At 29.8% G+C, this 15138-nt stretch carries 15 protein-coding genes and 1 pseudogene; all 16 read left to right on the top strand.

The window, feature by feature from the left end; translation table 4 throughout:
- Positions 1 to 84 precede the first annotated feature (84 nt).
- The 16 genes and pseudogenes from P695_RS0102105 (at position 85) to P695_RS0102035 (ending at position 15026) form a co-directional block, all read left to right on the top strand.
- Complete coding sequence (locus P695_RS0102105; RefSeq protein ID WP_028126638.1) at positions 85 to 384, top strand: transposase; 300 nt, start codon at positions 85 to 87, stop codon at positions 382 to 384.
- 89 nt (positions 385 to 473) lie between these two features.
- Positions 474 to 1220 (top strand): DDE-type integrase/transposase/recombinase, encoded by a 747-nt coding sequence (locus tag P695_RS0102100; protein WP_028126637.1) that lies wholly within the window; start codon positions 474 to 476, stop codon positions 1218 to 1220.
- A 95-nt stretch (positions 1221 to 1315) separates the two neighbouring features.
- Positions 1316 to 2799 (top strand): annotated as a pseudogene (gene secY / locus P695_RS0102095) (preprotein translocase subunit SecY).
- Positions 2800 to 2810: 11 nt separating this feature from the next.
- Positions 2811 to 3452, top strand: a complete 642-nt coding sequence (locus P695_RS0102090) for an adenylate kinase (protein ID WP_028126635.1) — start codon at positions 2811 to 2813, stop codon at positions 3450 to 3452.
- Positions 3453 to 4208: a type I methionyl aminopeptidase gene (gene map / locus P695_RS0102085; protein WP_028126634.1), complete on the top strand. Its 756-nt coding sequence runs from the start codon at positions 3453 to 3455 to the stop codon at positions 4206 to 4208.
- Positions 4209 to 4218: 10 nt separating this feature from the next.
- Entirely contained in the window at positions 4219 to 4437 is a 219-nt protein-coding gene (infA, locus tag P695_RS0102080; protein WP_028126633.1) for a translation initiation factor IF-1, read from the top strand.
- An 88-nt stretch (positions 4438 to 4525) separates the two neighbouring features.
- Entirely contained in the window at positions 4526 to 4639 is a 114-nt protein-coding gene (gene rpmJ, locus P695_RS05990) for a 50S ribosomal protein L36 (RefSeq protein WP_084331592.1), read from the top strand.
- Positions 4640 to 4669: 30 nt separating this feature from the next.
- On the top strand, positions 4670 to 5035 hold the full coding sequence (gene rpsM / locus P695_RS0102075) for a 30S ribosomal protein S13 (protein ID WP_028126632.1): 366 nt from the start codon (positions 4670 to 4672) through the stop codon (positions 5033 to 5035).
- A 16-nt stretch (positions 5036 to 5051) separates the two neighbouring features.
- Entirely contained in the window at positions 5052 to 5441 is a 390-nt protein-coding gene (gene rpsK / locus P695_RS0102070) for a 30S ribosomal protein S11 (protein WP_028126631.1), read from the top strand.
- A 1-nt stretch (position 5442) separates the two neighbouring features.
- On the top strand, positions 5443 to 6396 hold the full coding sequence (locus P695_RS0102065; RefSeq protein WP_028126630.1) for a DNA-directed RNA polymerase subunit alpha: 954 nt from the start codon (positions 5443 to 5445) through the stop codon (positions 6394 to 6396).
- A 26-nt stretch (positions 6397 to 6422) separates the two neighbouring features.
- Positions 6423 to 6782, top strand: coding sequence for a 50S ribosomal protein L17 (gene rplQ, locus P695_RS0102060; protein WP_028126629.1), 360 nt, complete (start codon positions 6423 to 6425; stop codon positions 6780 to 6782).
- Between the two features lie 263 nt (positions 6783 to 7045).
- A complete protein-coding gene (locus P695_RS0102055; RefSeq protein WP_028126628.1) occupies positions 7046 to 7636 on the top strand; it encodes a hypothetical protein in 591 nt (196 codons plus the stop codon).
- Between the two features lie 959 nt (positions 7637 to 8595).
- Positions 8596 to 10629 carry a lipoprotein gene (locus tag P695_RS0102050; RefSeq protein WP_028126627.1) on the top strand — a complete coding sequence of 678 codons (2034 nt, stop codon included), beginning with the start codon at positions 8596 to 8598 and terminating at the stop codon, positions 10627 to 10629.
- 82 nt (positions 10630 to 10711) lie between these two features.
- The gene (locus tag P695_RS0102045) at positions 10712 to 12556 is read left to right on the top strand and encodes a hypothetical protein (protein WP_028126626.1); all 1845 of its coding nucleotides are present in this window, start codon (positions 10712 to 10714) and stop codon (positions 12554 to 12556) included.
- Complete coding sequence (locus tag P695_RS0102040; protein ID WP_028126625.1) at positions 12556 to 14106, top strand: ATP-binding cassette domain-containing protein; 1551 nt, start codon at positions 12556 to 12558, stop codon at positions 14104 to 14106. Before P695_RS0102045 ends, P695_RS0102040 begins: the two co-directional genes overlap by 1 nt.
- Before the next feature lie 23 nt (positions 14107 to 14129).
- The gene (locus P695_RS0102035) at positions 14130 to 15026 is read left to right on the top strand and encodes a hypothetical protein (protein WP_028126624.1); all 897 of its coding nucleotides are present in this window, start codon (positions 14130 to 14132) and stop codon (positions 15024 to 15026) included.
- The last annotated feature ends 112 nt before the right edge of the window (positions 15027 to 15138 follow it).

The following is a 15138-nucleotide window of genomic DNA, read 5'->3' as shown; positions in this document are numbered from 1 at the left end:
TGTAAGGTTCCCTTTTTCGGGACACATAATTTAAATCACAATAAAGTGATTGTAAAATTATATGTAACGAAAGAGGTTTTTATTATGAATAGACAATACAGTCCAATAGAAAAAGAAAATATGATTTTAGAATTTAAAAATTCTAAGCTAGAAATGCGCCATTTTGTGGTTCCATACAACGTCACTTATCAAGCATTTTCAAAATGAGTGCAACAATATGATAAATTTGGTTCTGAGGGTTTATCAGGAACTAAAAAAGTAGAAGACCAAAAAATTAAAGAGTTAGAAAAGGAAATCAAGAAATTAAAACGAGCAAACTTAGAACTAGAAACTAGACAAGAATTATTTCGCCTTTTAAAAAGAGAAATTGATAAAAAAAAGTAAATAAATGAGAGCTAAATATTTATAAATGTATAGTCATCACAAACTTTTACATTGAAAAAAAGGAACTTCCAATTAGAACATTGTGCCAATTGTTTGGACTTTCCAAAACAGTTTATTATCGTTGATTAAAAGAAAATAAACCTATAAATCGTTGTATTAACTACGAATTGGTCTTGAAAATTGATCAAGAATTTAAAGATAGTGGTAATACATATGGGCCTAAAAGAATTGCTAAAGAATTAGGTATAAGTGTCAAAAAAGCTCGTAGATACATGATTTTCTATAATTTAAAACCTAATAATTCACATCCTCCTAAAAAAGAAAAGTCACCAATTCCAGAACAAGAAGGCAAATATAAGCAAATTATTAAACCAAAAATGGATTTAACAAAATTTGGTGATGTCTTTTCAACTGATATTACTGAAGTAAACTATGGAAAAGAAAAATGATACACATGTGCTTTTTATCATATTAAACAAAAGAAAGTCTTTGGTGTGGTTACTAAGCCATACAAAGGTATGGAATTAGTAATGGAATCCTTTTTAAAAATGGTTGATGAATTTGGTTCATTTAAAAAAAATTCTATTATTCATTCAGATAATGGGTCTGAATTTAAATCATATCAATATTGATTAATCCTAACTTGATTTGGTTTCAAACCAAGTATGTCAAGAGTTGGTAAGTCAACTGACAATGGTTTTATCGAAGGTTTTTGAAGCACTTTAAAGAGAGAAGCCTTAAAAGAAAGTCATGTTTATACAACTTTAGATGAATATTCACTCAATTTAAAACATTATTGTAATTTTTACAATAATAAACGGATTACACTGTTGTAAAATATGTGTGTCCCGAAAAAGGGTACCCTACAGAAATTAACATTAGGATAATTTCAATTAACTTTGTGTGCTAATTATTTTTTATAGATGTTAAAATTAAGAAAGTAAATGTTTATTCAGGAAGTGAGGAAGTATGTTGGACCAAAAGCAAAAACAAAAACAAAAAAAAGCAAAATTACAAATCAAGCCAGAATTTGTTAAGTCAAAAAATTTCTTGATTAAAAACAAAGACTTAGTTTTACGTATTTTATTTACTTTAGCAATTTTAGTTTTAATTCGACTTGGTTCATTTCTAACTGTCCCAGGAATTCAACTAACAGACAACTTTCAACAAAAAGTTGGTGACATTCAATTTTTCCAATTACTAGCTACTTTAGGAGGGGGAAGTATTGGAAGATTTTCAATTTTAGCTTTAGGGGTTTCCCCATACATTACCGCTTCAATTATTGTCCAATTATTATCAACTGATGTCGTGCCTGTGCTTTCACGATGAACTAAGTCTGGGGAACGTGGTCGTAAGAAATTAGATCGTTTAACTAAATTTATTATGGTTCCTTTTGCAATTATGCAAGGAGAAGCAACAATCTTTACAATGCAAGCCCAAGGGATTATTAACCCCAAATGAAGTGAACAAATCCAATCTGTCACTGGGGTTGGTCCCGAAGTGTTTTATTATCTTTTAGTCCCATTAATTATGTTAGCTGGAAGTTTCTTCATGTTATGACTGGCTGACCAAATTACCATTAAAGGTGTTGGTAATGGAATTTCAATCATTATTTTCCTAGGAATTATTTCAACAATGCCAGGAAATTTCAAATCAACTTTTGAAATTTGAAATAAAGATACAAGTGAACAAGCAACTATCTTTTTCTCAGGAATGATTAAATTTGTCATTTATATTCTAGCTTTCTTACTTGTCATCTTCTTTGTTGTGCTAATGAACGAAGCTGAACGAAAGATTCCGATTCAACAAACCGGGGCTGGTTTAGTTGATGCCAAGGATCACACACCATATCTCCCGCTAAAAATTAATAATGCCGGGGTTATTCCAGTTATTTTCTCATCAGCGATTATTTCAACCCCAGTGACGATTGCTGAAATTATTAAAGCAACCAATCCAGAAAGTGGTTTTGTCCACTTTACAGAAAACTATCTCTCATTTGGTACGTGGTGAGGAATTGGCATTTATGCCGTCTTAACCATTCTCTTTACTTTCTTGTATGCCCAAGTGCAAATTAACCCAGAAAAAGTCGCTGAGAACTTTAAAAAATCAGGAACTTTCATTCCGGGAATTAAACCAGGTAAAGACACTGAACAATATTTAGCAGGAGTGATCTTTAGACTTTCTATTTTAGGAGCTTTCTTCTTAGCAGGAATTGCTATCCTACCATATGTGATTTCTAAATTAACAGGACTCCCATCCAACTTAACAATTGGAGGAACCGGATTGATTATTGTCATTTCGGTTGCCATTCAAACGACCCAACAATTACGTGGACGTATTATTCAACAAAAACTAATCGACAAAAAATTTGAAAAATTCACAGATGAAACTGCTGAAGAAACACATATTTGATAAGGAACAAACACATGAACATTATATTATTAGGGGCCCCTGGTTCTGGTAAAGGAACATTAGCTGAACAATTAGTTGAGCACAAAGGGTTTCAACAATTTTCAACAGGAGATATTTTTAGAAACAATATTGCTGAAAAAACAGTTTTAGGAGTTGAAGCAGCAAAATATATGAATCAAGGCCAATTAGTCCCTGATGAAATTACTAATGGAATGGTGAAACATGCCTTACAAGGAAGACACGAAAATTTAATTTTTGATGGTTATCCGCGCACATTAGACCAAGCTCAAACATTAAATATGATTTTAAAAGAATTGGGTGCCAAAATTGATCATGTCATTTATTTAGATGTTGATCATACTATTTTAATGGATCGCTTATGTGGGAGAATGGTTTGTCCAACTTGCAAACGTAGTTATCACACTAAAAATCGTCCGCCGAAATTCTCAGGCATTTGTGATTATGATGGGACTTCATTAGAAGTCCGTCCCGATGATGAACCAGATAAAATTAAGGTGCGTTTACAAGCTTACGAACAACAAACAACTCCATTAATTGAGTTTTATAAAAAAGAGGAAATCGTTGTGCATTTAAATGCCCACGATTTAGCAATTGGTGAAGTTTATCAACAAGTGATTAAAGGATTAAAAATTTAAATGGTAACAATTAAAAACGAACAACAAATTGCCAAAATGCGTATTGCGGGGCAAGTTTTAGCTCAAGCAATTCAAATGTTAAAAGAAAAACTTGCCCCAGGGGTGAATTGTCTGGAATTGGATCAAGCATTCCATGATTTTATTCAAAGTAAAGGTTGTCAATCTAACTTTTTAGGTTATTATGGTTTTCCAAAAACCATTTGTATTTCGATTAATGAGCAACTCATTCATGGTATTCCCCAAGACCGCATTATTGCCGATGGTGACATCGTTTCGATTGATTGTGGATGCAGTTTTGAAGGATATCATGCAGATTCTGCATTCACAATGCAAGTTGGTGTACCAAAAGCGCAAAAAAATGCTATACTTATATGGGCAACTGAAAAATCTCTGGATTTAGCGATTAAAATGCTAAAACCAGGGGTTAGAATTGGTGATATTGGTTCAACAATTCAAACATACATTGAGTCATTTGGTTTCCACCTTCCCAAAGATTATTCAGGACATGGAATTGGGGCAGCAATGCACGAAGATCCATTTATTCCGAATTATGGAACACCAGGAACTGGATTACGTTTACAAGCTGGCATGGTGATTGCGATTGAACCAATGGTTCAAATCGGGACTGACCAGACAATTGTAGCAAATGACAAATGAACTGTTTCTTCAGCTGACCAAAGTATGGCTGCACACTTTGAGCATACAATTTTGATCACACCAACTGGGTGTGAAGTGTTAACAAAGTTAGAAAGGTAGGAATTTCAAAATGGCAAAAGAAGACTTATTAGAAGTTGATGGTGTGGTTGTTGAAGTGCTACCCAACGCAGTATTTAAAGTGAAATTAGAAAACGACATTATCATTAATGCCCACGTGTCAGGTAAAATCCGCATGCACTACATTCGCATTTTACCTGGAGACAGAGTTAAAGTCGCAATTTCACCATACGACATGACACGTGGAAGAATTACATTTAGATTTAAATAGTAATTAGACAAAACATTAAGCAAACTTAGTCCACTAAGTTTATTTTGTTTTAAAATGCAAACAATATAAAGAAATAGAGGTTATTACGATGAAAGTTAGATCATCAGTAAAAAAAATGTGCGACAACTGTCGTGTGATTAGACGTAAAGGCCGCGTAATGATTATTTGTTCAAACCCAAAACATAAACAACGTCAAGGTTAAAAGTTTAAAAGAGAAAGGAATTAATAATATATGGCTCGTATAAATGGAGTGGAAATCCCCAACGATAAGCGAGTTGTTATTGCCCTAACATACATTTATGGTATTGGGTTAACAACATCACAAAATATTTTATCAAAAACAGAAATTAGTGAAGATCTACGTGTTAAAGATTTAACAGAAGATCAAATTAAACAAATCTCATCAGAATTATCAGCAATTAAAACTGAAGGAGAATTAAGAAGAGAAAAAGCGTTAAACATCAAACGTTTAATGGAAAATGGCAGTTATAGAGGTTTACGTCACCGTAAAAGTCTACCAGCTCGTGGTCAATCTTCAAAAACCAACGCAAGAACAGTTAAAGGACCAAGAAAAACTGTTGCGAACAAGAAAAAATAGATAGGAGAGATGAAAAATGGCTAAACAAAAACCACAAGGTAAGAAAAAAATCAAAAAAAATATACCTAAAGGAATTGCTCACATTCACTCAACTTTTAACAATACAATTGTTACGATTAGTGATGAAAAAGGTAGTGTCCTATCTTGATCAAGTGCTGGTGCATTAGGATTTAAGGGTTCTAAAAAATCAACTCCCTATGCTGCGCAATTAATTTCTGAAGCAGCTGCTAAAGGGGCAATTGACCAAGGAATGAAAACTGTTAGTGTTGAGATTAAAGGTCCTGGACCAGGTCGTGATGCTGCTGTAAGAAGCTTACAAGCTGCGGGATTAGAAATTACAGCAATTAAAGATACAACACCAATCCCACATAATGGAGTGCGTCCACCAAAACGCCCAAGAGGTTAAGATGAAACAATTTATGAGACCAGAATTTACTCTTTTAAATGAAGAGAAAGAAAAATCATACGGAAAGTTTATGGTTGAACCTCTTGAAAGAGGTTTTGGAACAACATTAGGAAATGCGATTAGAAGAACTCTTCTAGCAGCAACTCCTGGTGCTGCTGTATTTGCAATTAAATTGAAAGGTGCAGCTCATGAATTCACTTCAATCCCTGGGATTGTGGAAAATGTTTCAAGAATTATCTTAAATATTAAACAATTAGTTTTAGCGATTGACCCAAAAATGTACAAAGATGATGAAGTTGTGGAAATTAAAATCAACTCATCAGCACAAGGGCCAGTTTTAGCTGGTGATTTAGAAGTACCAGTTGGGGTAACAATTATTAATAAAGAACTTCAATTAGCAACAATTGCTGAAGGTGGAGTGATTGATTTAGTTTTATTTGCTAAAAACTCACGTGGATATAAAACATTTAAAGAAAATAAAAAAGAAAAACAATTAGAAGTTGGGGCAATTACAATTGATTCTAATTACTCACCCATTGTGAAAATTGCTTATCATGTTGAACAAACTAAAATTGGACGTTCAATTGATTTAGAAAAATTAACAATTGAAGTGACAACTGATAGTTCAATTACACCAGTTGAAGCAATTGCAACTGCTGCCAAAGTTTTAGTTGCTTACTTAGAATTCTTTGTTGAATTAAGTGCACAATTAGACGATGTGCAAATTATCGGAGTCGAAGACGAAGATGAAAAAGAATTAGACCGCATCATTGAAGAATTGGATTTCACCCAAAGAAGTTTAAACTGTTTAAAACATGCTGGAATTGATACTTTACGTGAATTAGTTTCACGTACTGAAGACGAAATCCAAGAAATCAGAAACTTAGGACGTAAATCTTTCAAAGAAATCAAAGACAAAGTTGCGCAATTACAACTTAACTTTAAACAAATTTAATTAATTAGAAAATAGGAGAAAAGCAAATGTCATACATTCAAAAACGTGGAAAAAACACCGCTTGAAGAGAAGCGTTAATGCGCAACTTAACAAGTGAAATGATTATTTCTGAACGCTTAGAAGTAACTGAAGCTCGTGCTAAAGAATTACGTAAACATGTTGATAAAATGATTACTTTAGGTAAACGTGGTGATCTACATGCCAGAAGACAAGCTGCAGCTTGATTAAGAGAAATCGAAACAAACAAGCAACAATCAGTTTTAGATAAATTGTTTAAAGATTTAGCTAAAAAATACAAAACCAGAAATGGTGGCTACACCAGAATTCTTAAACTTGATAACCGTAAAGGTGATAATGCACCAATGGTAATTATTGAATTAGTTTAAAAATATCACATTCAAAAAATGAGAACATGTTCTCATTTTTTTGTCTTTAAAATGCTTAAAATCAGAATTAATTCCAAAAAATATTGGAGGTAAACATAAGATAAATTTACATATACCACAATTTAAATGATCAAAATTTGTAAAGATCATGAGAAATTGAAAAGTTGTTTTTCCATGTTACTATCTTAAATGAGTAAAAAAATTATTTATTTTCGTTAATTGCAATGAAAAAATAGGCATAATTTTTTCAGAAAAGGAGCCAAATGAAACCACTTTTTTATAGAACACCACTAGTTACCCAACAAAAAATCCCCTTAGTTTTTCATAGTGATGCAGAACAAAAAATGTTTGAAGAGTATAAATATTTAAAAGGCGAAGATTATCATTATTATGTTGCTGAACAGTTAAAGACTAATGAATATATTAAAATCGCTGCAGCGATGCAATATGATTTAAAATTAAAATATATTCTTTATCGCTATATTTGTCTTTTTGAAGAATGGATTCGTGCATTGTTGATGAATGCTGGTGTTGAACCAATTGATTTTTTTATCAATGGCAATGCTGATTTAGGTAAAGAACAAAGTATTTATTTGAAAAATGTTAAAACTATTCAAAATACATTCCCTGAAACTAAAATGCTTTCCAATGCTCAATTTAATTTGGTGCGTAAATTACGTAATAGTATTTCACATTTTACACCATTAATTTTTGAACAATATGATTACTATGTCAGTGCCATCAAAAATTTAAAAAATGTTTTGCCAGCACATTTTGTTGACAAAATTCAAGATGATGTCAACAATTGTAATGCTGATTGACCATTACCCCCAGGATTGAAAATAACGATTTAAATTAAAATGTAAATTTGATATTTGATGATTTTAAAACACTAGTTTAACTTGTGTTTTTTAATTTTAATAATTAATTTTGATTAAAAAACACAGTTGTTAGGTGAATGACAAACCCTTTATTACTAGCTTTGATGACAATCACTTTTAGAGCAATCACAAGCTAGAATGGTCGTGATTTTGTACTTCTCAAAAAAATTAATACTTTTTTGAGAAGTAAATAATTGATGACGAAAATTGCCTTGGTAATTGGACATTTGTCTAAACATCTCAAATAAAGTAGACACAAAAAAACTACAATTTTGTGCAATAAAATACTTTAGAAAGGATGTTTTTTGGGATGGCGAAACAAAGGACAAAAGAAGAAAAAAAATATTATTTGAAGCCTCGTAACCAAGCTTTATCACGTGGCTAAAAAATATAACATTAGTAGAGATAGTCCTTGCACAAAACCGATTATGCATTTTGATCAAAGGCTTCATTACATAGTTAATATTTATGCAAACCCAATTTCTGTTTTAGGTTTTATTCCTTCGGTGTCTCGAAAGGTGAAACTCTCCTAATAACGGTGCTTGTAAAGCCTTTTGACATCACTTAAAACAGAAGTTATAGAGACAAAATCAGAAGTAAATGAACTAAAATTCAATGATAGAAGCGATAGAAGATTACATCGAATTTTAGAACTACTTGAGATTACAAGAACGTTGAAATAAAGGCTCACTTCCCAATATTTATTAAACAAAAACAAAAGCAAATCCGTTGCTTTTGTTCACTAATTTTTAATATGTAGCTTTTTTTGTCCACTTTTCTGGACAAGGTCAGCCCTACTTTCTTGTTATTTTTTATTGCTTTTTTTGCGTTATTGTAAGAAAATACAAATGTATAGATAATAATATACATATATAAAATTAGGTTTTAAACAATTTTAAAGGTTTAAAACATGGAAGGAATTTTATCCAAATATGAAAAAACTATTAAGCTTATTAAGCATATTTTCTCTAACCGCAATTAGTGGTTTAACAGTTATTGCGTGTAATAAGAACACAAACCAAGAACCAGGTCCAGGCAAACCAATCATTACAGATGAACAAATTAATGAATATAAAACTGAATTAGATAAAGTTTTAATCAATACATTTTTAGATCCCGTTACTCAAGGTAAAGCAACACATATTATTAAACCCGGTATTCCTGAAATTCCTGGTACAACTATTTTTAATTTTGAAGCATTACAAAAACAATTTCCAATTGATAACAATAATGATAATAAGGTTCAAACCTTGTGAAAAGCAGGTGAAGCTTCTAATCCAGCTGTTGAGTCTATGAAAAAAGATCTTCAACAAATTTTGCATGAGGACAGATTTAAAGACCACTATCATCAACAAACTCAAACGGGGGATAATTTTGACAAATATAAAGATATGGTGATTAATTCATGACAAGATACTTTTAATGGCTTTGTAATTCAAGATAACCTAACTTTAAAAGGCCAACAATTTTTGAGCAAACCCGAAACCAAAGATGTTAAAAGAGAAGTAATGTATACATTTAACTTTAACCTTGCAATTGATGTGAATTATTTCAATGCAGATAAAATAAAAACACCTTATACAACAAACCCTATCCCAGTGACACTTACTATTGGTGAAGAGGGAGCTGTGATTCAAATTATTCAGGATTTAGCAATTAGTTTGCCAAGCGAATTATTAGTAAATAGAGAGCAAACAGCACAATTTAAATTTGAAAAACTAAAAACCACTGAAGATCATTTTAAGAATTATGGAGATCTGCAAAAACCAATTGCAAACTATATCAATGAAGATGACGGCGTTTTTGAAAAGAACCTAAAAAACTCTATTGAAAGAATTACTAAAGGCAAAGTCCCGGCTGCTAAGGTTAAGTTTGGGAGTGAAATCACAACTGAAAAAGATGTAAAAGTTTCTGATATATTATTTGGAACCGGTAATGATTATCGACAAGTTAAGTTGTTGAATGATTTTGCCAATAACGGATTAGCTAATAGTTTGTTATTAAAACCAAAAGAACAAGCAGCAATGGATAAAAGACAAGCTATGGATTTAATTAATAAGAATGTTTTTAAAAGTGTTATAAATCCAAAAAGCTATGATGAAAAACTTTCTAAATTTTTAACAACATATATTAAGGATGAAGCTTCTCTTAAAAAAGTGGTTGATGAAGTATATACATATGGTACATTTTCATTAAAAAATATAACTATTCAGATTCCTGAACAGGACTCTCCAGTTCCAATAGAAGTGGAATTACCTACACTGCTTATTCCATGAACTTATGCCAACGATGATACTAGTGGTGGTAATACATATACCTCAAAAATCGATGCTTTTTTATCATCATTATATGATTCAATTAAATTCGTTAATCAACACTTGTGAAGTGTTAATACAGGTGAGAAAGTTAAAGAAACATTATTTGCGATGGGTCCAGAGGCAACACAAGATTATAAAGATTATTATCACAAAGTTACAAAGAAACCATGAGAGCAAGTAAAAAAAGAATTAGCTGACGGCAAAGAAATTCAACTAAGTGACAAGGGTAGTTTTGGAACTCCTGAAAGTGGTTCACTTGCTGGATCATTGAAAAAAGCACCTGAAATGAAATTCGAAGGATTTAAAAGTTGAATCAACACTAATTACGGTAATAATTTAGTCATTAAAAAAACCAGTGATGGACGTATCGGATTGGGATTTAAAAAAGGTTTAAGTGGAACAGATTACAAAAAAGTTCTACTAGATTACAAAATAGATTTTGGAAAAACTAGAATTCAGGCTCGTATGCCATGACGTGGTGATTCGGGTGGTGCAACTGGTGATTTAACAGGAAATCTTCCAGGGAGCCTAAATAATGATTTTTATGGTAAGGATAGTGATGGTAATAAAATAGACGAAACCAAGTACTTTAAGCAAGCAATCGCAAATCCAGATTGATTATTGTTTGAATTAGATCAAATTAAATAATCAAAAAAGTTTCAAACCAAACAAAAACATTTAACAACGTTTTTGTTTTGGAATATTATGCAGTAGAATTTAGAGGTTTATTATGAATTTATTCATGCAAAAATTAATAGGTAGTAAAAAAGCAAATGCAAATAAAGTTAGGTTTTATCATTTATTAAGTTATTTTATAAAATTAATTTTAATTGATAAAGCTTTTATCATTCTAACCACTATTTTTATTATAGCTTCTATAATTTTTGCTGTTGTTGGAAATTTTAATGACACAGTCATTATTATTTTTAATTGATATTTTTTAGCCAATGTTGTTTTGATGTTTATTTTAAATACTCGTTTAATAACATATTTCTTTCACAACAAATTTGCTGATCAAACAATGACTATTATTATTCAACAAAAAACAGCTAGGTTTTTTGTTTTAATTTCCATTTGGTTATCAATCTTCATCGTTTTAGCTGCTTTACAATCACTAACCTCAGGATTAATGATTGCAATTAATTTTGCTAATTATGCAGCAGTTAAATATTTGATTGTTAATTTAGTTTTTCAAATTGTTTCAATTGCCTTTTTGATTGCCTTTTTCTCTTTTATTACATTACTTTTGAAACAACAAATTATTTCGATAATTCTATCATTTATTTTGCTTTCTATTTTTCTATCAAGTTTACCTCAACAACTTTTTAATAGCAAAATGGAATCAACAATAATTACATTAAAAAAAGAAGGTGGTAATGATGTGAGATATAAAGCATCAGATATTTACCATGCATTTACTTTTAATGAACATGTCAAAGATGGGCATATTAAATTTCCACATTTGAGTAAATATATTAATGATTTTTATGTTACAAACAAATTTATTAAAAATGAATTTGAAAATTCTGATGTGATTGAACCACGTTTTAAAATGTGAAATGATTTAGGAATTATTAATCTTGAAGCACAACCAATGTTGGGGAATGATGGCAGCAATATTATTCCGTTAAAAATTTTAACTGTCAATGATCGAAGTGGCGCTGTTGGTTTTGAAAGAGATGATGTTGTCAATGTGAAATTAACTTTCAAAAATACTTTTAAAAGTATTGCCGAAATCAAGGAAGTTTATCAAAATGCTCCTGACGAAACAAAATTAATTTTGGGTGATTTTATTGATTTTTATGAATATTATCAAAATTACATTAATAGTTTATATGGACAAAGTCTAGGACAAGAAGCATTGATCCAAAAATTTTGACAAATGAACTATCGTGAATTTGGTAGATACTTATCATTACAAATTGAAGAAAATTCTGAAATTATAAAAAGTGTTCCAACCAAAGAAAACCAACCAGTAGTGAAAAAAATTGATAAACAATTTTTTGAAAATTATTTCTTTAAAAATTTTTATGTTGATAATGAAGTCAAAAATCGTGATTTACTTTTTTATGCAGACATTGAAAGCGAACCTCAATATGCAAAAAATTATCAAGATTTAATTCATGCTTTGGAAAAACAAATGAATATTGAATTATTTGCAAGAATTCTAGAAGAAAACTTTATCAACCAAACATCAGATTATGTTGTGATTACTAATGCAAGTATTGTCAAAGACGAAAATTATAATAATTATATAAGTTATATAAATAATAATAATTTAGTAAATACTTTCTTATTCCCTGCGGGAATTAATAGTATCTTTGAACAAAGAGCAGGTAAAGAATGAAATAAATATTGATTTAATTTAAATACCACATCAAAAATTGATTTTTCAACACAAGATAATTTATTTTTTACAAAAGCTAAATTTAGATTTGCTGAAAATCCAGAAACCAACAAAGTTACTGAAATGATCAAACCAGACATGAACGTTTATATTTACATACAAGTAGCATTTTTTGTAATAGAAATAGTTAGTGCTATGTATGTGTTCATTAGAAGGGATTTGAAATAATGCATAAAAAAAACATAAATGATTACCGAGATGAGTTTGTCTCTCTAGAAGACTATGAAAAATGCTTTAGTCAAAGAGAAGTGATTGGACCTTTAAATTTTGGGATTGCCAAAAATAAAGTCACATTAATTGTTGGAAGAAGTGGTTCAGGGAAATCTGTTATTTTAAATTCTATTATGGGGACATACACTCGCTATAAAGGAAAAATAAAAATTGATGGTTTAACACGTAAAACAATTAATGGATATAAAGTGAATGACAAAATTGGTTATTATGCGCAAATGGATTTTCTAAGTTATGATCTAAAATTAATTACTTATTTGCATCAAATTAGTCGAGTTTTTGGGATTAAAAAAGATATGGCAGAAACAAAAATCAAAGAGTTATTACAACTTTTTGAATTAGAGGCTTTTCAAGATAAAAAAATTAAAGATTTTTCTTGAGGAATGAAAAACCGTTTAAATCTCATTATTAGTTTATTAAAAGATCCACAATTAATTGTTTGAGATGAACCTGGGGCTAATTTAGATTCAGTTTGGTTTAAAAAAATTAAAAACATTTTAATTAATTTTAAAAATCAAGGTCGCACAATTATTCTTGTTATTCATAATATTCATGATTGAATGGATGTGGCTGATAATTTAATTTTAGTTGATCGTGGTCAAATTCTTTTTAATTCTGATGTCAAAACAATCAATTTATATTTTAAAAGTAGACTCTTTTTTAAAAGTGATTTATCAACCCACCCACATTATAAAATTTTTAAAGCAACATTAGTGAAAAGTGGTTTTGTTATTTTTGAAGAAGATTTAGTCAAAAATATTTTAGAAGTCGGTGTGCTAGAAAGTGGTAAAGATAAAATTAACTTACTTGCAGCATGATTAATTAAATTCGATCTTTTTTTAGAAGAAATTGTCAATTTGCCGATGAATTATGAAGCTATTTACAATACATTACTTTATTCTCAACAAATTAAAGAATTACCGTTTTTTTATAAAAATATGAATTTAATTAATTTTTGGAAACTTGCTCGCATGCTCAAAAAAGATGTCAAACATAAAAGCAAGCAAATTAAAAAAATTGCTAAAAAACCTTTCGTGGAAGACGGAATTTTAATTACTCAAGATAATGCCACACAATTAGAAGAAAAAATACAATCAAATTTAGATTTGTTAGAAGAAATGCAACATCATCGACTTGATAGTGAATGGTTAGGAGAAATATTTAACTTTTTAAAACTTTATTTTTTTGATGATCGGATTTTTGATGAAGAAGAACAAGCTAATTTTGAAGCTTGAATCAGGCATAAATTATCATCACACTTTCTTATTAAAATTGAAGAAGATTTATTAACGATTGCTGTCAATGCTTGTTTGCATAAAAATCAAAAAAATAACGATTATAAAAAATTTAAAAAAATTTATGACGAACTAGTTGGTCTTCCATATGAGCAGTGACCAAAAAAATATAAAGTGAATAAAAAAATCAATGTTTGTTTAACAACTAAACACCACTTGATTAAAGAGAGAGGCAATAAATTATTTTGATAATTTTAAAGAAAGAAGGAAAAACCATGACCAAAAAGAACGCACAATTTTTTATTGAAAAAAAAGATAATCTTTTCCAAATTAAAGATGAAAATAATAATATTTTAAGTATATATAAAGACTATTCATTAGCTGAAACAGAATTTAAAAAATTATTAGAAGGAGAAATCTCAGAAGCAGAACTTCGAACAAAAACTAATGATCAATCAACCAAAACATCTGATGAAAGTCAAATATCAACTACTTTATTAAATGATAAAATTAATGATTTAAATCTAAATTTGAATAAACTATTTACTGATTTATTATCAGAGATAAAAGAAACAAAAGCTGTAGAACCACCTTTGAAAAATGTCGAAGCAGAACAACAAAAAGACCAAGAAATCGAAACTTTAAAATTAGAAATTAATGCTTTGAAAGAACAACTAAAAGGCATGAATGAAAATCAAAAAACTATTGATCAATCATTAAAAACCATGGTTGAAGCACATAAAGGTATGAAGCATGCTCCAGTCCCACTTGAAGAAATGCAAAAATTACTAGTTGAATTACTGAAAATGAAAAGTGAAATGGAAAAAAATAGTAAATCAATCAAAGAATTTAATGTTAAAACTCAAGATTTTATTACTAACGAAAGTCTTAAAAAAAATAAAGAAGCGATACTTAAAGAGCTTCTTCAAAAACTAGATAAACGTTATTTAACTATTGATAAATTTGATTTACTGTCACAAACATATTTTGCTAAAAAAGATGAAAAGAAACATGTCAATCATCCAGAGCAAATTGATGGGGCTGAACAAAAAATTGTGGAACAACTAATGCCTGAAGGTTTAGATCAAAGTGATTTAGAAATTTATAAAGAAGTCTTTGCTGAATTAAGAGAAGATGGAACATTATCAAACTTCTTGGAAAAACTAAAATAAAAAAGATAAATTTAACCAACAAAAAGGTTACCTAGATTGAAATAACAAGTGCAACACTTTGGAGGATAATTATCCTAAGGGTGTTGTTTTTGTTTAAATAAATAAAAATACT

Source organism: Williamsoniiplasma lucivorax ATCC 49196, assembly GCF_000518285.1.
Lineage (GTDB): Bacteria > Bacillota_I > Bacilli_A > Mycoplasmatales > Mycoplasmataceae > Williamsoniiplasma > Williamsoniiplasma lucivorax.
The sequence above is the reverse complement of the archived record's forward strand: the minus strand, read 5'-3'. Positions and strand labels throughout refer to the sequence as shown.